Annotated in this window: 12 protein-coding genes; 2 read left to right on the forward strand and 10 right to left on the reverse strand. The window is 68.8% G+C overall.

What is annotated here, in order from left to right; translation table 11 throughout:
• Positions 1 to 84: 84 nt before the first annotated feature.
• Positions 85 to 1,095, reverse strand: coding sequence for an NADP-dependent oxidoreductase (locus ACTWQC_RS21050; protein ID WP_443317303.1), 1,011 nt, complete (start codon positions 1,093 to 1,095; stop codon positions 85 to 87).
• Between the two features lie 223 nt (positions 1,096 to 1,318).
• Positions 1,319 to 2,584 carry a choice-of-anchor Q domain-containing protein gene (locus ACTWQC_RS21055; RefSeq protein WP_443317304.1) on the reverse strand — a complete coding sequence of 422 codons (1,266 nt, stop codon included), beginning with the start codon at positions 2,582 to 2,584 and terminating at the stop codon, positions 1,319 to 1,321.
• 92 nt (positions 2,585 to 2,676) lie between these two features.
• Between ACTWQC_RS21055 and ACTWQC_RS21060 the strand changes: the two genes are divergently transcribed.
• Entirely contained in the window at positions 2,677 to 3,381 is a 705-nt protein-coding gene (locus ACTWQC_RS21060; protein WP_443317305.1) for a TetR/AcrR family transcriptional regulator, read from the forward strand.
• Between the two features lie 68 nt (positions 3,382 to 3,449).
• Here the strand turns inward: ACTWQC_RS21060 and ACTWQC_RS21065 are convergent, their stop codons facing one another.
• On the reverse strand, positions 3,450 to 3,980 hold the full coding sequence (locus tag ACTWQC_RS21065; protein WP_443317306.1) for a sigma-70 family RNA polymerase sigma factor: 531 nt from the start codon (positions 3,978 to 3,980) through the stop codon (positions 3,450 to 3,452).
• A gap of 371 nt (positions 3,981 to 4,351) precedes the next feature.
• Between ACTWQC_RS21065 and ACTWQC_RS21070 the strand changes: the two genes are divergently transcribed.
• Positions 4,352 to 7,423: an AfsR/SARP family transcriptional regulator gene (locus tag ACTWQC_RS21070; RefSeq protein ID WP_443317307.1), complete on the forward strand. Its 3,072-nt coding sequence runs from the start codon at positions 4,352 to 4,354 to the stop codon at positions 7,421 to 7,423.
• A gap of 61 nt (positions 7,424 to 7,484) precedes the next feature.
• Here the strand turns inward: ACTWQC_RS21070 and ACTWQC_RS21075 are convergent, their stop codons facing one another.
• The 7 genes from ACTWQC_RS21075 to ACTWQC_RS21105 form a co-directional block, all read right to left on the reverse strand.
• Positions 7,485 to 9,200 (reverse strand): hypothetical protein, encoded by a 1,716-nt coding sequence (locus ACTWQC_RS21075; protein WP_443317308.1) that lies wholly within the window; start codon positions 9,198 to 9,200, stop codon positions 7,485 to 7,487.
• An 82-nt stretch (positions 9,201 to 9,282) separates the two neighbouring features.
• Entirely contained in the window at positions 9,283 to 9,870 is a 588-nt protein-coding gene (locus ACTWQC_RS21080; protein WP_443317309.1) for a hypothetical protein, read from the reverse strand.
• Positions 9,857 to 18,631 (reverse strand): glycosyltransferase, encoded by an 8,775-nt coding sequence (locus ACTWQC_RS21085; protein ID WP_443317310.1) that lies wholly within the window; start codon positions 18,629 to 18,631, stop codon positions 9,857 to 9,859. The genes ACTWQC_RS21080 and ACTWQC_RS21085 overlap by 14 nt, the downstream gene beginning before the upstream one ends.
• Positions 18,632 to 18,633: 2 nt before the next feature.
• Positions 18,634 to 20,937, reverse strand: coding sequence for a WXG100-like domain-containing protein (locus tag ACTWQC_RS21090; protein WP_443317311.1), 2,304 nt, complete (start codon positions 20,935 to 20,937; stop codon positions 18,634 to 18,636).
• A 17-nt stretch (positions 20,938 to 20,954) separates the two neighbouring features.
• Entirely contained in the window at positions 20,955 to 21,341 is a 387-nt protein-coding gene (locus tag ACTWQC_RS21095) for a WXG100 family type VII secretion target (RefSeq protein WP_443317312.1), read from the reverse strand.
• 2 nt (positions 21,342 to 21,343) lie between these two features.
• A complete protein-coding gene (locus ACTWQC_RS21100) occupies positions 21,344 to 21,805 on the reverse strand; it encodes a YbaB/EbfC family nucleoid-associated protein (protein ID WP_443317313.1) in 462 nt (153 codons plus the stop codon).
• 16 nt (positions 21,806 to 21,821) lie between these two features.
• Positions 21,822 to 23,270 carry a hypothetical protein gene (locus ACTWQC_RS21105; protein ID WP_443317314.1) on the reverse strand — a complete coding sequence of 483 codons (1,449 nt, stop codon included), beginning with the start codon at positions 23,268 to 23,270 and terminating at the stop codon, positions 21,822 to 21,824.
• Positions 23,271 to 23,289: the final 19 nt, after the last annotated feature.

Below are 23,289 nucleotides of genomic sequence, written 5' to 3' on the forward strand. Positions count from 1 at the left end.
ACTGCGCGAACTGGGCGCCTTCGACGTCATCATGGACACGGTCGGCACTCTCGCGTTCCGGCTGCTGCCGGCGATGTGCGACCCCTAGTCGGCGATCTTGAGCACCAGCTTGCCCGTGTTCTCGCCGCGGAACAGCCGCAGCAGAGTGTCGTGGAAGGCGTCGACGCCGCCATCGACGACGTCCTCCACCGACCGGATCCGGCCCTCCGCCAGCCACTCGGCCAGGCGGGCGATGCCCTCCCCGAAACGGTCGGCGTAGTCGAAGACCACCATCCCGGTCATCGAGGCCCGATTGACCAGCAGCGACATGTAGTTGGCCGGGCCCTTGACCGACTCGACGTTGTTGTACTGGGAGATCGCGCCGCAGATGACGATGCGCGCGCCGCGCGCCAGCCGGGTCAGCACCGCGTCGAGGATGTCGCCGCCGACGTTGTCGAAGTAGACGTCCACGCCGTCCGGCGCGGCCTCACGCAGAGCCTTCCGGACGTCCTGGGTCTTGTAGTCGATCGCCGCGTCGAAGCCCAGCTCGTCCTCGAGCATCCGGCACTTGGCCTCGCCACCGGCGATCCCGACGACGCGGCAGCCCAGGATCTTGGCTACCTGTCCCACGACACTGCCGACCGCGCCGGCCGCGCCGGACACCACGACGGTCTGGCCGGGCTGCGGGCGGCCGACGTCGGTCAGTCCGAAGTACGCCGTCATGCCGGTCCCGCCGAGGGTTCCGAGATACATGGGGAGCGGCGCGAGAGCGGGATCGACCTTCGTGACGCCACGCCCGTCGGACAGGGCGTACTCCTGCACGCCGAACATGCCCGTCACGTGGTCACCGACGGCGAAGCCCTCGTGGCGGGAGGCGATGACCCGCCCGACCGCGACCGCTCGCATCACCGCCCCGATCTTCACCGGCGCGATGTAGGACTTGGCGTCGTTCATCCAGCCGCGCATCGCCGGGTCGAGCGACAGGTAGAGGTTCTGCACCAGCAGCTCGCCGTCGCCCGGCTCGCCGACCGGCTCCTCGACCCGGTCCCAGTCGCTCGGCCTGGGAAGCCCCACCGGACGTGCTGCCAGGCGGAACTGGTGGTTGATGCGGCTCATACGAGCGGCTCCTCAGCTGTCGTGGGCGGGCGGACGGACCCGGGGTCGGGCCCGGTGCGGGCCCGGGTGCGGGTGCCGGTGCGGGGCACACCGACTGGTCGGTATGGATCGGGCCGAAGCTACTCTCTCGACCCGATCCAGGCAAGGGCCCCGGGCCGGCCCCTGAGCCGACCCCTCGCCCGGTCCCTCGCCCGACCCCTCGCCCGGGCCCGCCCGCGCCCCCTCAGCTCCGCTTCAGCTCGTACGCGCCGATGTCACACGCGGGTCCCTGCGGCCTGGCGATCCCGCGCTGGTCCGCGGCGGGGCAGTCGGCGGCGGCGTCGAGGGCAGGACTGTCCGGCCGGAGCGCCACCGTGTCCGTAGGACCGCCGTGGTCGGCGAGCGGCCCGAGGCCCGGATCGCGGCGAGGAAGGTCCCCCGAGGCGGTGAGCCCGCAGCTGTTGTCGCTGTCGAGGTTGTGGCCGCGCGACTCGATCTTCGCGAACGCCTTCGTGCACTCACCGGCCGCCCGCCCACGTCCGCTCCCGTCCGTGACGTTCCCGGCGACGATGGTGTTCTTCAACGTCACATGCCCCAGCGGCAGGTTGATGATGTCGGTGACGGGCGACGGCAGGCTGTCGAGATAAGCGGGGGCGATATTGATCCCGCCGCCGCCGTCGGTCGCACTGTTGCCGGTGACGGTGGAGTTGACGATCTGTACGCGCCCGAGGCCGCGGATGTCGATACCGCCGCCGTAACCGCCCAGGCTGCCGGGGCGGTCGCCCGGGTCGGTGACCTGATTGCCGGCGATCGTCGAGTTGGTCACCGTGCCGCTGTCGTCGAACCTGATGCCTCCGGCCTCGCCCGCGGTGTTGCCGGTGACGGCGCTGTCGATCAGATTCAGGTGGGAGTTGGGGACGTTGAAGATGCCGCCGCCGTAGCCGGCGGAGTTGCCGGTCACCGCGACCCGTACGAGCGTCATGCTCTTGGCGTTCGCGATGCCGCCGCCACCGGTGTCGGTGATGGGCACCTCGCGCTGCTTGGCGACTCCGCCCGTGATGGTGAGATCGGACAGGGTGGTGTCGGCTCGCATACGGAAGGCCCGGTCGGTGCCGTCGGCGTCGATGACCGTGGCGCGCGCTCCGGCGCCCCGGATCGTGGTCGGCGCGTTGACGTTCAGGTCGCCGGTGGTGGGATCGGGGTGCGAGCCGATGATGAGCAGCGGGTTGGGCGGAATGGTCAGCCGGTACCGGCCCGCGGGCAGCACGATCGTGCTGCCGGGCCGGGAGTTGGCCGCCATCACCGCGGCGCGGAGGGTGCAGGTTCCGGCGGCGGTGCGGCACACACCGTCGGACGGATCGGCGTCCACCGCGTCCGCCGTGGCATTGACGGTGATGTCCGTGGGTGTGGTCGCCGCCTGAGCCGCCCGGGCGTCGGCGGCGGCGTTCACGCTCGCCCCCGAGGCCAGCGTCAGGGCGGCGGCTGCGAGTAATGCGGTCCGTTTCCTCATACGGTGAGCTCCTGCTCGGTCGCGGGATGTCGCGGGAATGCAGCGGAGATGTTGCGGGATGACGGCCAGCCAGAAACGCGCGCGTTCATCACATGTACCAGACTCGTCTCACCATGGAAGAGCCCATCCGGTCACTCCTGCAGCCGAGCCTGACCGACCTTCCGCGCGGACCGCACGGCCTCGCGCCGGAGCTCGTCGCGGGTTCACAGCGCCAGCGTCTGATCTACGCGATCACGGCCGTGGTGTCCGAAAAGGGTTACGCCGCAACGACCGTGACCGATGTCACGTCACGGGCAGGCGTGTCCCGCAAGACCTTCTACGAGCACTTCGCCGACAAGGAGGAGTGCTTCGCGGCCGCTTCGGACACCGGTCGGGACCTGATGATCAAGCGACTTGAGGCTTCGTTCGCCCGGTCCGCCGCGCAGTCCCTCGACCCCATCGCGACACTGCGCGCCTCGATCCGGGCCTTTCTCGGACTGATCGCCGAAGAGCCCGAATTCGCCAGGGCCTTCTTCCTGGAAACCGTCACCGCCGGCGGGCGCGCCCTGGAGCACCAGGCCTCCTGCCGCCTCTGGTTCGCCGAGACCACGCGCGCGTGGCACGCCAAGTTCCCGCACCGCCGGCCCGTCCCCGAAGCCGCCTATCTGGCCGCGGCGGACGCCGCACACGAAGCCGTCGGCCGGTGTCTGCGGGACGGGCGAGCCGCCGAAGTCCCCGCCCTGGAGGGCACGGTGCTCTACATCTACCTCGCTCTGCTCGGCGTGCCGGACGCCGCGGCCCACGCGTCCGGCGCGTGAATCCGCGCGGCCGCCGCACGGCCTCCGCCGTACGGCCCCGCCGCACGGCCCCCGGCGGACGCCCCGGTTCAGGCCGTCACGCCGCGGGCTTCGAGTGCGCAGCGCAGCGCCCGCATGGCGTAGTACGTACGGGACTTGACCGTCCCCGGCGGGATGTTCAGCTCCTTCGCAGTTCTGGCGGTGCTGCGGCCCAGGTAGTGAACGTGCACCAGCACCTCGCGGTGGTGCTGGGCGAGGTCCGCCATGGCCTCCGCCACGATCTGCGCGGTGAGCGCCCGCTCGCACTCGTCCGGGACCGCGTGCTCCAGCAGCATGGACACGGGGAACTCCGCCGGCCGGATCTCCCGCGCCCGGTACCCGTCGATCACCAGGTTCCGGACCACCGTGAACAGCCACGGCCGCACCGTCTCGACCGTCGGATCCAGCGCCCCCGAGTGCCGCCAGGCCCTCAGCAGCGTCTCCTGCACGACGTCCTCGGCCCGGTGCGTGTCACCGCCGAGCAGCCGCGACGCGAAACGGAGCAGGACGTCACCGTGTGTCTCGTACAGCGCGCGGATGAAGACCTCGTCCCGAGGCCGATGCCCCTGTGCGGACCGCACCCGTCCGGGTATCCCTTGCTCGAATCCGGCCCTCCCGGATACGCGGGATACGCGCGTAGATACGCAGGGTGAGGGGGCGGCGGGAGCCAACGCACGCTCCTCACCCGTCTCAACCGGCTCTTCCAGCGCTGGAGTGCAGCTCATGGGGTTGTGGTCCTCGTTCATCGATGGTTTTGTGCCATGTGGCTGCGCCAGGCATCTGGGTCGCAGCGCCTCTCGACGGTCGGTGACCGTTCCTGCGGAGGGCTTGCGGTCTGGTTGCGCCCGTGGCAAGTCGCGGGTCACTGCCGCGACGGCGTGTTCCCCGTGCTCTTGACAGCCCACCCGTGCTTAGTTGTCAGTCGCCGAATTCACGGGAGAGGCAAAGTTCCATGGGCACAGACGGCCCGCGAATACAGTTCAACGTGCTGGGCCCGCTGGAGATCCTGCAGGCCGGGTCGGCGCTCGACGTCGGGCCACCGAAACGGCGCGCGCTGCTGATCAGGCTGCTGCTGGAGCACGACCGGCCGGTGCACGTGGACCGCCTGTGCGAGGACATATGGGAAGGAAACGACTCGTCGTCCGGCGCGCTCTCCACCGTCCAGGCGCACGTCAGCAGGCTGCGCGCCGTCCTTGAACCGGAGCGGGACCGCCGCGCCCCGGCCACCGTCCTGGTCCGCGAACCACCCGGCTACGCGCTGCGCGTACCCGCAGAGGCGCGCGACACCGTGCGCTTCGAGCAGCACGTGGAAACCGCCCGCCGCCTGCTCTCCCTCGGCCACCCGGACCAGTCGCTGCCGGAACTGAAAAAGGCCTTCGCCCTGTGGCGCGGCCCGGCCCTGGCCGATGTGGCGGATCTCTCCTTCGCCGCACCGGAGATCGCCCGGCTCGGAGAAGCCCTGCTCGCCGCCCGGGAACTGCGCCTGGCCGCACTGATGGCGATGGGCCGGCACGACCAGGCCGCCGCCGAGGCCGAGGAACTCATCGAGAGCAACCCGCTGCGCGAGGCGGCATGGCTGGCGCTGATACGGGCGCTGTACCTGGCCGGCCGACCCGCCGAAGCGCTCACCCGGTACGAGAAGATCCGCGCGCTCCTCGCCGACGACCTCGGGCTCGAGCCCGGCCCCGCGCTGCGCGACCTGCAGGTGGCGATCCTGCGGCACGACACCGCCACGCTGGGTCCGGGGGGTCCGGGCCTTGTTTCCTCCGGCCATGACGCCGCAGAACAGCAGGGCGTACGGGACGATGCCGAACGGGCAGTGGAGCAGGACGTACGGGACGTACCGCAGGACGCACCAGGCGTGCGGGGCCTGGAGCTCTGCGCGCTGCCCCCGGCGGTCGACGACCTGACCGGCCGAGAATCCGAGATCGCCGAGCTGGAGCGCGTCCCGGATGCGGCGGCCGGGGACCCGCAGCGGGGAACGCGGACCGTGATCATCTCCGGCCTCGGGGGCATCGGCAAGACCAGCTTCACGGTCGCCGCGGCCCATCGGCTGCGGGATCGCTTCCCCGACGGCCACTGCTTCATCGACCTGCGTGGGATGGACGAACGGCCGCTGGACCCGGCCGAAGCCCTGGACCGCATGCTGCGCGCCCTGGGCATCGGCCACCGCGACATCCCCGGTCCGCTGGAGGAGCGCGCCAGCCTCTACCGGTCGTTGCTGGAGGACCGCCGCGTCCTGGTCGTGCTGGACAACGCCGCGAACGAGGCCCAGGTCCGCCCCCTGCTCCCCGGCGGGGACGGAAGCCTGGTGCTCGTCACCAGCCGCCAACTGCTCACCGGCCTCGACGCCGCCCACCGCAAATCGCTGGAAGTCCTCAGCCGGCCCGACGGCATCGCGCTTCTGGCCCGGATCGTGGGTCAGGAGCGCGTGGCAGCCGAGCCCGAAGCCACCGCCGAAGTCGCCGAACTGTGCGGACAACTGCCCCTGGCCCTGCGCATCGTCGGCAACCGCCTGGCCTCCCGTCCCGCCTGGACCGTACGACACCTCGCCCGCCAACTACGCAGTGAGCAGCGACGGATGGCCGCACTGACCGCCGGCGACATCCAGGTCCGCGCCGCCTTCACCCTCTCCCACCGCCAACTCGACACCACCGGCAAGCGCCTCTTCCGCCGCGCCTCCCTCGTACCAGGACCCGACTGGTCACCATCGCTTGCCGCCGCGGCCGCCGGAACCGACCCGCTCACCGCCGAGGAAGTCATCGACAAACTCGTCGAAGCCAACCTCATCCAGCAGGCACCGCGCGAAGGCCGCTACCGCTTCCACGACCTCATGCGGCTCTTCGCCCGCGAACGCCTCACCGAAGAGGAAACCGAAGCCGAACGCGACGCCGCCGCCCAGGAGATGATCACCTGGCTCCTGCGCACAGCGACCACCGCAGGCCGGTTCTTCGACCCAGAAGCCCCTGCGCAGACGGACCCGGCCGGGCCCCTGCCCGAAGAATCCCCGGGGGCCGGCCACCGGGAGGCCGAGGAGTGGCTGGACGACGAGATCACCAACGTCCTCCTCGCTGCCCACCAGGCCGCCCGCGCCGGACGCCACCGGGAAGTGATCGCCCTCTCCGACGCACTGACGTGGTACTCCGACGTCCGGCTGCAGGCCCAGCCGTGGCACGAGCTGTACGGCATGGCCGCCGAGGCCGCCCGCGCTGTCGGGAGTCGCGAGGACGAGGCCGTACAGCTCAACTACCTCGGCTGGTCACTCTTCTTCTGCCAGGGACGTCTCCACGAAGGGCTCGATGCGCACACCCGGGCGCTGGCCCTCGCCCGCGAGATCGGTGACCGCGGCCAGGAGGCGTGGGCTCTCGGCTACATCGCCGCGGTCCTGCGCCGCATGGGGCGGCCCCAGGAAGGGCTCGAACACTCCCGTCAGGCCATCGCGCTCTTCCAGGAAGTCGAGGGCGACGGCTATCACGTGGGGAAGCGGTACGCGCAGGGCCAGCTCGCCCGGGCGCTGGCCGCCCTGGAGCGTTTCGACGAGGCCCTTGAGCTTCACCGGGAGTTCCTGGCCTTCTACGAAGACCCGCCTGCCGGACTGCCGACGTCTCACGTGGTGGGGTCACAGGGCCTGGGCCACCAACGCATCGGGGAGAGCCTCGCCGCGCTGTGCCGCTGGCAGGAGGCCGCCGATGCGTACCGCAGGGCCGGCCAGTGCTTTCGCGCCGTCGGTGAGCACTGGCAGGAAGGCAGAGCCGTATTCGCCCAGGCCGTCGCCACGCACCGGCTCGGCGACGCCGCCACGGCGCGGAGCCAACTCCAGGACGCACTCGCCCTGTTCGAGGAGTCCGGGGAGCGGCTGGAGCACGCGCGCGCCCTGCACGCCCTTGCCGCGGTCGACGACGATCTCGGCGAACTGGGCGCCGCGAAGGCTCACCGGCTGGAGTCGCTCCGCCTGTGCGAGGGGCTCGGGGCCGGTGACGAGGCGCGCCGGCTGCGGGACATCCTTCGGGAAGAACTGGGCTGACCCGTCCGCAGCCGGCGCGCGCTGCCCTCCTGACCGCGTGCGCCCTTACCCCCGTGAGCCCTTACCGCGTAAGCCGGGACGCGGCGTCCACGCGGAGGTCGAGGGCCTCGACGTCGAGGATGCCGTTCGGATCGGCCCTCAGGTGCCACCGCGTGCCGGGCACGCTGCCGAGCACCAGGACCGTACAGCCCCGGTCCCGGTCCGCGGCGAGAGCTGCCAGCCGTGCCGCCGCCTCACCCGTCGGGATGTCTGCCAGCACCAGGACGCCGTGGTCCGCCGGCCCTCCGTCCTCGTCGCCGAAGGGAGTCGCGGCGGACATACCGGCGTAGGGGTCCAGCATGGTCAGCGCGTCCTCGAGCGTGTCGGCCGTGGCGACGCGGCCTCCGGACTCGGCAGGCGGGTCCTCGCCGAAGCCGGCCTGGACGACGAGGGCGTTAGCGGCCCACGGGGCGGTGGCGAGTTCGTCGATGAAGGCGCCGGTCAGGGCACGCACCATGGGCTCGTGGCCGTCGAGGCAGACGATGCCGGACGCCCGGCTCAGATCGACCAGTACGCGGCTGCCGTCCTGCTCGCCGAGGGTGACCAGCACCGGCTGCGGGCGCGCCGCGGCTCCGGCAGAACCCGCACCCGCCGCACCCGCACCCGTAGCGCCGAGACCGGCAACGGCCGTGCGGGGCGCGCTCCATGAAGCGCCGTCGGCGCGGACCCGCCAGGGCTCGGGGAGCCGCGCGCCCGCGCCGGGCAGGCGCAGCGTCACGCTGTCCGGCGAGACGGTCACGATGTGCGGGAGCGGAAGGGGAGCGCCGTTCGTCCGGGCCGCCGCGGACAGTGAGCGCAGCGCGCGGTCGACCAGACCCGCGACCTGCCGGTCGTCGTCGTCCGGCGCCGCGAGATCCAGAGCCTGCTGTGCCAGGACCTCCGGATGCGGGTCCTCCTGGCCCCGGTCCTCCTGGTCCGGGTCGTCCCGGTCCGGGCCCGCCGTGTCGTCGGAATCCGGCTCGTACGCCGCCCGTTCGGCATCGGGCGACGACGACCCGTACGACCGCGGGTGCCGCGGAGTGGCGCCCCGGCCGGCTGCCGTGCCCGCGTACGCCGGCCGCCGGCGGCGCATCAGCACCGCACCGCCCAGGAGCGCGAAGAGCAGGACGAGCGCGAGCGCCGCGCCGACGGTCGGGGAGATGGCCGACGAGCCGGAAGCGGTGGTCTCGGTGGAGTCGGCGGATGCCGGGGTGGTGGGAGGTGCCGCGGCCACGGGCTTCTCCGTGGCCTTGGCGGGGGTCCGGCTCGGGGTCGGTGTGACGGTCCGTGTTGCGGTTGCCGTGGCCTTCGGAGTCCTGACCGGTTCCGCGGTGGCCTCGCGGGAGGGCTGAGGCCCGGACTTCGACTCGGGGCGGGGCTTGGCGGGCTCGGCCTCTTCCTCGCACTCCGGCCGCTCACTGGTCTGGACGTCGGATCCCTGGGCGTCGTCGGGGAGTTCCAGGACCCAGCCGGGCTCGAGCTCTTCCGGATCCGAGAGGGCGCCGCCGTCCTTCTGCCGCCTCCCCTCGTTCAGGTCGAAGATCTCGGTGTAGCGCTCGCCGTCGCCGAGGGTCTCCTCGGCGATCTCGTACAGGTATTCCTTCTGGCCGTCGTTCTCCTCCTTCGTCTTGACGACGTAGACCTTGATCTCACAGGAGTCGGCGGCGGCCGCGTACGGGGTCACGGCGAGCATCCCCACGGCCAGGGCTATTGCCGGCCCCCAGCGGGCGATACGGGTCGGGGGTGCTGTGTGGTGCATGGGTCCTCATTCATCGTCGGTCCGTGGGTACGGTCGGCCGTGGCGCGGTCGGCCCGTGGGTGCGGTCGGCCCGTGGGTGCGGTCAGCCGTAGGTGCTGGTCATCCCGGCGCCCGCAGGACGGCGAGCGCCCGGTGCGCGGCCATGCCTTCGACGCGGGGCATCCGGTAGCGGCTCGCCCGGATGTGGGCGAGGAGCGCGCTGTCGGGCCCCAACAGGTGCTCGCGCAGCGAACTGCGAGCCGGCGGCTTCGGACGCGGGGCCGTCCACGACGCCCACGACGTCGAGCGGGGACGGGTCGATGCTGCCGGGGCGGGCGTGCGCCGCGAGCAGCCCGGAGAGGCTCTCGACCTCGTTCTCGGCCGGCAGCACCCGGTGGCGCAGCACGCCGAAGAGCAGTGTTCGGGCGACGTCCTGTGTGCGGCCTTCGGCCAGCCAGGAGCGGGCCTGCGCGGTCAGCTCGTCGGGGACGTGACCGGAGAGCCGAAGCAGAAACGCGTGCCAGTCCCCGGTCTGGCCAACCTGGCTGTCCTGTCCGGGCAGGCTGGCCTGGCTGGCCTGACTGGCCTGGCTTACCTGTCCGGTCTGGCCGGTCTGGCCGGTCTGGCCGGTCTGGCCGGCCAGACTGGCCGGGCTGGCCCAACCCGCGCCGGGCGTCTCACCGCTGAGCACTGGGGCCCCCGAGTGCCTTGTACATGTCCATCACTTTCTGGTCGTATTGCTTGCCGTACACCAGCCCGAGGAAGACCTCCGCGACGAATTCCCGGGCATTCCCGGCGGCGTAGCCGCTCACCGACGACGCGAGACTTTGCGCTTTGGCTGGTCCTGACGCGAACTCGGTGTAGCTGAGGTCGTGGTACTTGCCTCGGCTCTGGCAGTAATGGAGGAAGTGACCGAGTTCGTGGACCATGGTGCCGGTCCCGTCGGCATCGAGTTCGGTGGACAGGAACCGGTACTGGTCAGCGATCTTGTCGCCCAGGGGGTTACCGATGCCCTCGGGACTCGTGATGACGGAACCCGGAGCGATGTATTCGGCCCGGGCGATTTTCGGCCCCGGGGCGACCGCCACCCGACCGTCAACGGAGAGTTCAAGGTTCCGGCCGTACTTGGGCAGGTACGCGGTCAGGTCCGGGACGGCATACCCGGCGTCCTGCACCTTCTTGACCGCCTCTTTCAGCTGACCGATTCGCTCTTCGCGAAGGCTGTCGGTGACATCCGAATGCACGGTGATGGCCGTGTCCCCGACCTTCTCCGTCGTCTGCTCCTGGTTCTGATCGAGAACGAGGTCTGCCGATGTGCTCTGGCTGCTCAGAAAGGACGCCAGCTCGGGATACACGGTCTTTCCCGTTACGGGGTTGACGTGCTGCTCCATCATCTGGCGGACGCCGTCGGAGGTGACGCCCTGAGCGGTCTTCACCTTGCCGACGAGCCGACGCTGGTCGTCGAGCCGCCCTCGTGCCAGTTCGTCGAGGATCCGAAGAGACTCCTCCGTCAAGCGTCCGGCCTCGTCGCGGTCGATGGTCATGGCATGGTGGACGGAATTCTCGTCAGGATTGACCTTGTCCGCGCGGACCCTGCTCGCGTACGCCTTCAGCTCCGGGTGCATCTTCTCGAAAGTGCCGCGCAGTTCGTCCTGCCGTTCCCTTTCGCGGCGCTTTTCCTGGAACTCCTCGATGGCTCCTTCGACCTGCTCCTGCAGCTGACCGATGGCGTCCGCGCGACGACTGATCCGCGGCTCCTTGGCTCGGTGCCAGTTCTCGATCGCCTTCTTGACGTCCTGCAACTGCCGCTCGTTCTTGTCCAGGAGGCCGGGGAGCTGAGCCCCGTCCTCGTGCCAGGTCTTCAGCGCCCGGTCAATGGCCTGAAGCTCTGGGGAGCGGCGGAACCCCGGAACCGCCGATTTCGTAGGCCAGTCGGGGATGAGTGTCTTGAGGCCCTGGATGTGTGATGTGCCGAGGGGGCGTGGTGTCTCCGGCGTCCGAGCGGCCGCGGCTTCGGCGGACTGCAGGGCGGACTCCGCCTGCGCGACGTCCTCTTGTGCGGAATTCAGTTTCTCCACCAGCGCGGCGTGGGTGCCCGGGTCGGCCGCCCTGTCACCGGACCGGGCCGACTCCACTTCGGCGCGTACCCGTTCCAGTGCCGCCTTGGCCTCGCCATGTCGCAATCGTGCCTGTTCAACTGCTTCAACGGTTTCAACGGCGCTGGGGGTGGGACCGGGAGTGAGACTGGGGGTGGGGCCGGGAGTCGGGCTGGTGGTGGCCTGCTGCTGGGGCTGCGGGCCTGAGGGCGGCGGCACTCGGCGCGGGGCCTGCGCGGGGTCATGCGGCACAGGCCCGTCATCCGGCGTGAGTCGATTGCCTGCTTCAGCGGTAACCGGGCCCGGGGTCGCGGCCGCACCTTCCGACAGCGGGTGGTCATGGACCACGGGACCGGAGTCCGTGGCCGTCTCGATCTCCGTCAGATACCGCGACGGCATCCGGTTCCCCGGCAGCCGGGACACATCCGCCATCAGACCGGTGCGGTCCGCCTTGCCGGGATTGTTGCGGAACAGCGAATCCGCATCCTGATACCGATCGCTCAATCCCAGGTAGTGCAACAACTCGTGCAGCACTACCGCATCGTCCGACTTCCGCGTCGCCGCATCCGCATCACTGCCATGCAGATCGAAATGCAGCTGATCCGACCGACCCGGATTCGCGGACATACTCAACTCCACCGCCTCCGAATGCCCCGGATCCACGGTGAACTTCACGTCCACATGCAACTGGTCCTTGGACTTGGGCAGTTGGAAGCCCGTGTTGACATGGTCGTCCAGCAGGCCCTGAGCCCGCGCCTCGAAATCCGCCAGATTCGTCGCAGTGAACCCCTCACCGAACCGCACGGGCAGATTCACCGACAGATTCCGCACCCACCGGCCGTCATCCGCCTGAACCCGACTGATCCCCGTACGAATCAGCGTCGCCCAACCATCCAGGAACCCCGGCCTGCGGTCCGCGGACATCGGATCCGTCCGCGGATCGAAGCGTTCCGTCCGCAACGGAGCCACCGGCGCACCCGCGGCCCGATGCGTCCACTGCCCCGGACGCACCGGATCCGCCACCGGCCCCACCAACTCAGGCGTTTTTCCTCCCGACCGCTCACCCGGCGACCGGCCATCATCCGTGCCGGCCGTATCGCTTCCCCCAACGTGGCCGGCGGGCTGCTGTGATGGACTATGCGACGGGCCGTCCCCCTTCCCGTAAGGACCGCCCCATTTCACGTAATCGGCCAGCGCGGCATCCGAAAGCTGCTCGCCGTAGACCAGAGCGGTGAATGCCTCGGCGACGAACTCCAATCCGTTGTTCACGGCATAGTGACTCACATCAGGCGCGGACGCGACACTCGTCCCCGGCGCCGGGGTGCCGGTCTTGCTGTGGTGCTGCATACGCAAGAACTGTTCCGGATTATGGGCCGTGTGCATGGCATGCCCAAGCTCGTGCACGACGGTTGCCTCGGCGACAGCCACGTCATGGGCGCGCGGGGTTTTCGACAGGCTGGACAACCCGGCCCGCCGCAACACGCTGTTGTTCACCCTGCTGTCCGCCACCCGGTTCGCGACGCCTCTGGGACCCATGCGCCCGGTACCGCCCCGCACCTGGCTGTCGGTGCCAGGACTCATATCGTTCCTGGTGAACAGGCGAGGACCCAGGAACATATGCCAATGCCGAGAACCGTCCGGATCTCGCAGATGCGTCACCTGCGTCGCGACACCATTCGCCCCCGGCGGACTGACCGTGATCTCCAACCGGCCGGGCAGCTGGTACCCGGCGGCGGCGACCTTGTTCAATGCACCCTGAATCGCCGCTTCCTTCAGCGCCCAGTCCGGGTCGCTGCCGAAGTGGTGGACGTCGGCAGTGGCCGAGCCGCTGCTGGCGGACATCGTGGTGGTGATGGGCGCAGCGGTACCGGCGGCCCGGACATTGCTCTGCAGCTGATCGGTGACGGACTTCTGGGTGTCGTAGATCTCGGTGATCTGCTCATCGGTGAGCACCGGTCCGGAGGGGGGCGCCGGCGCCCGATCCGCCGGGGCCCCAGGGTCTCCCCACGCGTGCATCGGCGCAGCCTGGTCTTCCTGCCGGCTCGGGAAGCGGGTATCCAGCACTTCCTGCATCTCGTCCCGGAAGTCGGTCACGAATCCGAGAGAGGTCTCGTCCCGAGCCGGGACGAAGGTCGCCTTGGGGAATATGTCCTTGGCGTGAAAGGCAACCTCAGGAGCCAGTTTGATACCGCTGGAGGATATCTTCTGAATCTTGTCGGCATCCGGTCCCAGGGTCGCGTGGAATGTGTCGAGCCCGGCACTCCAGGCCGCCGGACGATCACTCACCGGCAGTTTCTTGATGACCTGATCTGCCGCCGGCAAGTAGGCGACCCCTGGTCGATTGGCAAGCTCGCGATGCAAGTTCACCACGGCAGCCTTGGTGGTGTTCACCACTGTCTCGGCGTCCACAGGCGCCACTGTGGTCGGCTCCCCGCCACTGCGCGCGGCTTCGCCGGTCCGCTCCGACTCGTCCAGCCAGCTCTGTGCCGACTTGACGATCATGACGTCGGAATCCAGCTTCGGCAGATTGCCCCGGTGGGTCCTGTCGTACGAACTCTCAGGAATGTTGAGCTTCTTGGCCAGCTCCTCGAACGTGCCGCCGTAAGGACCCGTACGGCGGATCGTCTCCTGTTTGGTGTTGCTGTACCCAGCGACGAGGTTCTCGAGCGGCTTCCCCTCGGCGCCGGGGGCAAGGAGGTTGCCGAGGTCCTTCGCATAGTTGGCCTCCAGAATGTCCCGGTACTCCTGGGTGACCGGACGCCCGGCAGCGGAAACCATTGCGGCGTTCGACAGCTTCTTCAACTCGGGGTCGACAGACAAGGAAAAGCCCAGCTTGTCGTTGGCTACCTTGCCGACGTAATCGGCCAGTGCGCCCGTTGTGACATCCTCACCGTTCTTCTCGATGACGAGGTGATTGTCGCCATCTGTGTAGATGCCGCCGAAGCGATGCAGAATCTCCACCCGCACCATGTCACTGGCAACGGCATACCCGGTTCCGGTCCCCCGCCCTCGCTCCGTACGCACCGGTGCATCCAGCTGCATCGGCGTCTGCCGCGAGAACACCTCATCGAGGTTTACCAGGCGGATATCCTTCGCCTTGGCCCAATCCAGCATCTCCGCGATCTTCTTGTCGCGGCCCTCGAGCCGACCCCGCGGAACGTCCTTCACACGGGCAAAGTCCGCACGGGAGACATCCGTCCACACCACAAAGTCGAACGAACCCTTGAACTTCGGGTGTGACGCCGCCTTCCCGATGTTGTCCATGAAATCCTGGCGTGCACCGCTACCGTCCGGACCACCGTCGCTGTACAACGGGCCGCCCATCCAAATGCTGTGCACCACATGCGGGATCTTCTGCTGCTTCGAACCCCATCCTGCGCTCGCCGGCACATTCGTGCCCGTGCTCAACTTCTCCGGGGAGCAGGACGCCAGGTGATCGGGCCGCAGCTCCGCGGCGGTAGGCATAGAGCGCGTCAGGTCGAGCTTCTCGAACAACGCAGCCCGCTTGTCCGCGTGTACACCACCGAAGTCGTACGCCTTACCGTCCGGCTTCAGAAAGTCCGGAGCGTCCGGGGCTGTGCGCACACCGAACGGATCCCGGCCCAAATGTGCTGCGAACTGGTCCTGGGAATCCGCAACCTGCGTCTGTTCATTGAGACGCTCCTTGATCCCCTGGGAATCCAGCACCGGAGCCGAGAGGGCAGCATCATCTGCAGCCGCCGAGCTGTCGGGGTCGCCCCACGCGTGCATGGCCGGCCCGGAGCTCGTGGATGACTGCGACGGACCACCCCATGCCTCGTAATCAGCCAGCGCGGCCTCAGAAAGCTGTTCCCCGTAGACCAGCGCCGTGAATACCTCCGCGACAAACTCCAGCCCATTGTTTGCAGCGTAGTGACTCACATCAAGCGAAGATTCGACACTCGTTCCCTCCGCCTCCGTGCCCGACTTTTTTGCATGCTGCATACGCAAAAACTGAGTCGCATCGTGAGCCGTATGCATGGCATGGCCGTACTCATGCACAACGGTCGCCTCGGCGAGAGTCACGTCATGGGCACGCGGGGTCTTCGACAGACCACCCAACCCCACATTCCGCAAAAAGCTGTTGCTCTCCCTGCGGTCCGCGACCCGGTTCGCGACACCCCTGGGCCCCTTGGGACCCATACCGCCCCGTACCGCCTTGTCCGAGTCCGCCCTCATATCGTTCCTGCTGAACAGGCGAGGCCCCAGGAACATATGCCAATGCGGGGATCCATCCGGATCCCGCAAATGCGTCACCTGGGTCGCAACACCCGCCCCCGGCGGAGCAACCGTAATCTCCAATTGACCGGGCAACCGGTACCCAGCGGCTGCCACCTTGTCCAGCGCGCCACGAATCGCCGTTTCCTTCAGCGACCAGTCCGGGTCATTGTCGAAGTGATGCACGTCCGCCCGGGTAGAGCCATCTCCCGAGGACATCGTGTCCGTGACAGGATCAGTGCCGGCAGCCCTGACCTGGCTCTGCAGCTGATCGGTGACGGACATCTGGGTGTCGTAAATCGCGGTGATCTGCTCGTCGGTGAGCACCGGTCCAGACGGAGGCGCCTGCTGAATACCAGGCGCGTGAGAATCACCGACGTCAGCAGAATGGTCTCCGCGTCCCTCGGTAATCCCGGCAGCGTGATGCGCGGGTCCCGTACCTGAGGGCGATGCCGCGCCAGGCGCATCCGGAGACGTGTGTCCCGGGCCAGCCCCAGCCGGATGTTCGGAGGTGAGTTGGTCGCTCGTCCCGCCCCAGGGGAGCCACAAAGAGCGGCCCTTCTTTTTGCTGCCGCCCGCTGGGGGCGCCGCAGCCGGGGCCGAATTGGTTGGCGCCTTGGGGACTGTGACAGCGCCGTTGGAGCGCCAGCCTGCGGTCTCCGCCACCATGTCAGCCAGGCTCCGGTAGAACTCTGATGACCGATCGGCCCCGCCCCTGTCGGCCCAGGTCAGCAAATGGGAGAGCACAGCGTCGTACTCATGGTAGGGACGCTGAGCCGTGTGGTTGACCAGCTTCGTCCGGATCGCCTCCTGCCGCTCCGCGGAGAGGCCCGATTTCGGCAGATGAGACACGAGGCTGACGACGTTCTTCACGACCAAATCGATGAAGTCATTGCGCTGCCCCCGGTCGACCTTGTCGAGCCGGGCGTTCTGGATGTCTTCCTCACGGCCCGGCGTCTCCTCCAGCACGGTCTTCCGCTCGGCATCGGTGAGCGCCGGGACTGGATAGTTGAGCATGTCGGAGCCATACGCCTCGTTGATCGCGACATGCGTCATCTCATGGGCGAGCACAGCGACATGGTCGTCCTGGGACATACCCGCAGGGCGCGCATAGGAGATCACATACTGCCCGTCGCCCAGGTAACGGGTGTTGCCACCGGTCGAGCCCTCGGACCGCTCGAATGACACATTCCCTGAATGAGCTAGCAGTTCGTCGAGAAGCGCCCGGACTTCGGGACCCTGCGTCTCACTCCGATAGTCCTGCAGAAGCCCGTGGTCCTCAACGTTGGTGTTCGGTGGGGGCCCGGTCGCTGACGCATCACTCGATACCGGATCGGGCTGGGGAGCTGTCGATGCGGGATCCGGCTGGGAACTTGGGGAGGGTCCCCAGGAGTGCATGGGCTTCGCCTCATACTCCTGGTTGTCGCTCTCGTGAGTGATCCACTCGAGCGGGGCCCACTGAGAGACCCCCTTCGGATCGAGTGCAGCGGCTTCCTCCCTTGCCGTGGTCTCGCCGAGACCGAACTCACCGATGTGCCTGGCCAGCGCCTTGGCCAGCGCGCCGCTGGGCCCGGTCAGTGCCGCCCCGGTGCCTCCCATTTCGTCCGCGGCCATCTCTGTGGCCGCGGACGGGATGGCATCGATCAGGTGATCAATAAATGTCGAGCCCGGCGGCGCCGCGAAGAAGTGGTTGCCGTACGAGGCCTTTTCCAGATGGTGCCGGGCCACGTCCTCAAGGGTGACCTGATCAGCCGGCTTCCCGAGGATCCCCGCGAGCTCCTGCTTGTCCTTGCTCAGAGCGCTGTTGTCCCGGATCATCGGCCCGAGGATGGAGACGTCCTCGTGACCCATCTTCGAAGCGGTCCACGGCAAGTCCACATTCCCCGGCCCGATATCCAGGTCGGCGTAAACCCCGCCATGCTCCTTCAGAATTCCGTAGCGGATCACATCCGAGGCCATCGGGAACGCCTCGGGATTCGTGCGGGCCTTCTCGTAAATGTCACGCAGCTTCGCCAGCGCAGGATCGTTGAGCGCGGTCTGCGGAGCCTTGTCGCGGCCGCCGCCGAACAGTTGGCCGACGATCGAGGAACTGGGGCCCGGATGCTTCGGCGGCAGCAGCGTGGTGACCTCCTTGAAGGTCACTCCCGCCTCCTCGAGCGCCTTCTTCACCTCGGGCTTCCAGGTGCTGACCGGCCCTTGCCCGGGAGGCCGCGTGGTGTCGGTCCACATCTGGACATCCCACCCAGCAGCCTTGGCCCTGCCCGCCCATGCCCCCAGGTTCGCCAGTGCGGCGTCCGCGAGCGGCTTGCCCAGCCAGACGAAGTGGACCGTCTTCGGCACGCTCTTCTGCCGGCCGCCGAGCAGGCCCCCCTCGACAAACGTTTCCACCTGCCTGTTCGCCCAGTCATGCAGTCCGACGGCCTCTGCGTGATGGTCCGTCCCCTGCAGATGCTCCGCCCGGTCCTGCAGCATCTTGACCAAGATCCCGGCAGCGCTGCGCTGCCCCGCGTTCAAGAAGTCGACCAGCCCTGACTTGACGCTCTCCTGTTGAACTTCCGTCAGCGGTCCGTCGTGCCGGGCCAGCTCGTGCATCGGCGCCTGCTCCGCAGCCGCATGCGCAGACCCGGTTTCTCCGGACTGGGTGTGGGTGTCCCCGGCCCAGGATCCGAGCGCGCCCGCATCCGCGTCCGCATCCGCGCCCGCGCCCGCGCCCGCGCCCACCGGAGTGTTCACGGCCTGTGTGTGCGGGCCTGTGTGGCTGGGCGGCGGGAAAGTGCTGCCCATTTCCTTGCGGGTGATACGCGTGCCGGAATCGGTCTTCTCCGGGGTGAATCTCACCCATTGGCCCGTGGCCTCGTCCTTCGGCCGCCCTGTGGGCCTGCCCTGTGCATCGAGGCCCTGCTCGGAGACGACGGACACGGGCTCGCCCGGCCCGCCCAACGCAGGTGTCCAGACCGGTTGTGTGGGGGCGACGACCTCGACGCCGAGTTCGATGGCCAGCTGCTCGGCGAAGGAATTGCGTCCCGACCCGGTCCAGCACGAGTTCAGACGTATCGGCTGTTTGCCGTCCCAGAGCCCGGCCCTCTGGAGGTCGCGCAACGCGTTGGCGAATTCAGCCACCGTCAGCTTCCGCCCGTCCACATGTACGCACGTGGACTCGCCGTGCACGACGACGGTGAAGCGATCGGGTCCTTGGGCGCACCGTGGGCGAACGCCCGTTCCGCGGCGGGATTCTTGGTGTCATGAAACCAGAAACCGCCATTGATGCGCTCGCCCTTGAGCGCAGGCTTCGGTGCCGGGTCCGGGTTGACGGGCGTCTGCGTGGCCGTTGGATCGGCGTCGGCGTGCGGATCGGGGTGGGGGCCCTTCTTCCGGCCGGTGTGCGCCCCGCTGTCCGGGGTGAGCGGGGAGACGTACGACGCGACCGCGAGGCCCGGTACCAGCGACGGATTGGGCGAGGGGCCGGCGTAGGCCGTGGCGGGCCGCGGGGAGGGGGTGGCCGTGACCGGTGGCGGTGTGGCGGCCGGTGACGGCTGCGGTGTCAGGACGGGTGGCGGAGCAGCGTCGGGGCCGGAGCGTACGCCCAGGGCGTGCGCAATGTGGTCCGCGGTCGGTACCGAGGTGACGACCGGTGGGGGCGCGGTCACGGCGCCGCCCGTGGAGACGGTACCCGGTGTCGCGGGATCCGGAGAGTGGTTGGCGGGGCTGCCGGATCCCTGGTCCGAGCGCGACGGAACGGGCCCCGGCTGGGCGGGATCGGGCGTCTGGTTCGAAGTATGGTCCGGTGTGTGGGTGTTGAGGTCCGAGATGTGGGACGCGGGGGCGTCGGGCGTCGGTGTGTGGGAGGCCTTCGGCGGGGTGTGCTCGGGAGAGGGAGTGTGGGGGGCAGGGGTGTCCGTTACGGATGAGTGAGCGGGCGGCTGGGGCGTGTTCGGGTCCGGGTTCCGGTTCACGTCCGGGGCGAGGCCCGGGTTCGGGTTACGGTCCGGGGCGTGCTGTGTGGACTCGTCCGATACGAGACCGTGGGTGTCCGTGTCCGGCCGCTGCCCCGTCGGATCGGAGTCCTGGTGCCCCGTATCCGGGGTGTTCACCGTGTTGCGCTGGTCCGGGTCGGCAATCGTGTCGGCAGTCGTGTCCGACACGTCGGATGCCATATCCGACACACCCGAGGTGTCCCCGGCCGGGTGGCCTGACAGAGTGTCGGGCCTCGCCGAGCCGCCACCGTCCGTGGTCGAGGTGGAGGTCGAGGTGGAGGTCGAAGTGGACGTCGAGGTCGACGTATCCGTCAGCCCGGACTTATCCGACGCCCCCGAGTCGTCCAGTGAACTCGACACCCCGGAGCCATCCGAAGCCGTCGACGTGCTCGTATCCGATGGAGAAGCGTGGAAGTTGTGGCCCGTCGCCGCCCCGGAACCGGAACCCCCTGCCACACCGGACTTGCCGAACCCGTCCGCTCCCCCGATCCCGCCGGATCCAACGGACCCACCGGACCCAGCGGATCCATCAGCCCCCTCGGAAAAGCTGTCCGAGATCCCCTTGAACTTGTTGGTGATCCCGAGGACGTCTTTGATCCCGACATCATCGATGCCCGTCTTCGCGCTGACCCCGTCGAGTCCGCCCTCGATACCACCGGCCACGGCGGCGAAGCCCGAAGCGGGCTTCCACTCCCCCGTCATGACGCCGACGCCGACCGTCTCCGCACTCCACTCGTGGGCGGCGCCGGTGAGGCCCTGAGCAATGATGCTCTTGTCGAAGTTCTTGATGAGCTTCGACCCGAGCCCATGAATACCGACGCCCATCACGCCGCCGATGGCTCCGATGCCCGCCGCCATCCCGGTCTTCTTGGCGTCCCACTCCTTGCGGGTCCCCTTGGCGAACTGAGCGGTCTGCACGGCCACGTCCATCGCGACCTGCATCGCCGCGCCCATGGCTGCTGCGAAGGCGGCCTTGACCGCCAGCATCAGCATTTTGGTGATCAACCTGGCGGCGGTTTTGCCTGCGACTTTGGCCGCGGCGATGCCCGCCAGGCTGGCCCCGCCGGTGTACGGGGCTGCCGCGATCATCCAGGCGATCTGCGCAGCGAGCGTGATCAGTTGGCCGATGATCATCCACTTGGCGTACTCGACCTCGAGTGCGATGGTCTCGACGCACTGGGCCAGTTTCCTTTTGTTGTCGGCGAGTCGGCCGATGTCCCCGCCAAGGTCCTTGAGCTTCTCCGAGAACGCGCTTGCCGCATCCCCGGAGAAGGTGCCCAGCACCCCGGCCTTCGCCTGGTCGGCGTCGGTTCCGGCTTGCTGGACAGCGCCTGCCAGCTGCTGGAGTTGCTGGGCCAGCGCGCGCAGTTTGTCCTCGTTGGCCTTCGGCCATTCCTCGCCGGTGAGGATCCGGAAGAGGGTCCCCACCGCCGGGGGAAGCTCGATTGCCACGGGTCTTGCCTTTCGAACTAGGTATGACGCCCGGAGCCGCCGGTGCCGGGCTGCCCCGCGGCCGACGAGGAGCTCGGGGTCTGCTGCATCAAGCCGCCGAGCTGGTGTCCGGCGTCCTTGGCGAACTGATCGGCGCCGGCGTAGCCCTTCGCCATGGAGCGAACGCCGTCGCCGATACCGGTCAACGCCTCGGACAGGGCGTGCAGGGCCTTCATGATGTCGTCGCGTGCGGGCGAGAAGTTCTTCTTGAACTCCTCACCGATCTCGCCTTCGAACCAGCTCGGGTCCACGTCGGTAATCTTGGTGAAGTCGTTGGCGATGCCGCGCATGCGCTGGCCGACCTCCGCGAACCCCTTGCTGCGCTCGTGCATCTGGTCAGGGTCGACCTCGGACCTGTCGGCCACGACTACCGCCTCGACCAGCCGTCGTCATCGGCCGGGTGCGCCTCCCGTGACCGGTGGGACGGAGATTTCCCCGCCGGTGAGGACCGTGAGGACCCGTCCAGGCTGAGCAGATCGGCGGGCAGCATGGCGTCGAGACCGACCTCGCCCGAGAACACGTCGTTCAACGACATCCCCGCCGGGGCATTCGGCTCGAGGATTTCCTGTAGTTGAGCGGTTACAGCCTTACGTGCCTCGCCGACGGTGTTCAGGACGGCGGCGCCGAGTTCCTTCGGATGCATGTCCCGGTAACGGCGGTTGTTGAAGGCGAGGTCGGTGATCTCGCCCTGCTGACCGACTGTCACGGTGACCATGCCGTTGGGCGAGGTCGCCGAGGCTTTGACCTTGCGCAGCTTGGCCTGCATTTCCTGGAACTGCTCCCGGGAACGCCGGTATTCGGCGAAGATTTCCTCGAACGCCTCGCCCAACGGTGACGTCATCGCTTCAGTCCTCCGCCCTGCCGAGAACCCCCGGAGCGACGTCCGCGTCGGCGCCCCACACGTCCTCGTCCTCGGTCAGCCAGGTGTTCCGCTCGCGTTCCTGGTCACCCGCGCCACCCGCGCCGCCTGCCATGCCGCCGCCCATGGGCATCCCGGACATGCCGTAGCCGCCACGCGCACCCGCTCCCGCTCCCGCGCCAGGGCCCAGCCCGCCGGCGCCACCGGCTCCGGCACCACCAGGGCCGTACCGTCCGCCACCGGCTCCACCGGCCCCGACGGATCCGCCGCCGTACCGGCTCCCGCCGACGCCGCCGGCGCCACCGCCGTACCGGCCCCCACCGAGGCCACCGCCGTACCCTCCTCCGCGGCCACCGGCCATCGGACCGCCGCCACCGGCCATCGGACCGCCGCCACCGAAGAGGGGGCCGCCACCACCGGCACCGCCCCCGCTGGGATCGAACCTGCCCGGACCGTGCGAAGTGCCTCCGCCGGCACCGGGCGGCGGGGACATCGTCCCCGGGCCGCCGCCGTCATACCCGGTATTCACGGTGCTGGGGTCGTAGGCGTTGTGCGCGCCGCCCTCCCCGAGATCGGCAAGGTTGCGTCCGTCGGGGCTGCCCGAGCCCCCGTACGAGCCGGGGCCGCCCTTACCGTCCCCGGCCATGAACGACTGGCCCTGCTTGGCGTCCGGACCGTAGTCGTGCTTTCCCCCGAAACCGTCCTTGTCCGGGAGGCCGTTCTTGCCCAGCCCGTTCTTGAGGTCGTCGGGCATATTGGTGTCACCGGCGCCGGACTTGGGCGGCGGGGGCTTGACATCGCCCGCCTTGATCTTGTCCTCGTAGTGCTCTTTGGTCAGGCGGTCGAGGCCTGTGCGCAGGTCGTTCCTCAGCGCCTCGTCGACCTCGGGGTCGGTGTCCTTCCTGATGCTGTACGTGTTGCCGTTCGACTTGACCTTGCCGCGCCGCCGAGCCTCGGCGAAGTAGTACCGCTTGATCTCCCCGGCGAGGTCCTGATACTGCGCGAGGGCGTCTCCGACGCGGCAGAGGGAATTCGCGAGAGCGTGGGTGCCGCGTGGGCCGCCCGCGAGGGACTCGGCGAAGGAATGGCAGGACTTGGCGAAGTGCTCCATGTCCCCGTGGAACATGTCCGCCGCGGGACCCTTCCATGGCCCGTCGTCGCCCGCGAGTGCATCGGCGTAGTACTTGACCGCCTCCTCGATGCAGAGGAACGTGTCATGAGCGTTGCTGAAGGAATCCGCCGCAGCGTAAAGGGATTTACTGTCGCTGAAACCACCCTCCGCGCCGTAGTGGGCAACGGTGAGATCCGTTCCCGTCATGGCGTTGTAGATCTGCCACCAGTCCCAGGAGCCGTAATCCTTACCCGGATCCTTGCCTGAGCCACCGCCCTTGGCGCGTCCCGGGATATCGTGCTCAGGTTTCGCTTCTTCGGCCACCGCTGATCCTCATCAAATG

Origin of the sequence: Streptomyces sp. 8N616 (genome assembly GCF_052246385.1) — a bacterium.
In the GTDB taxonomy this organism is placed as follows: domain Bacteria; phylum Actinomycetota; class Actinomycetes; order Streptomycetales; family Streptomycetaceae; genus Streptomyces.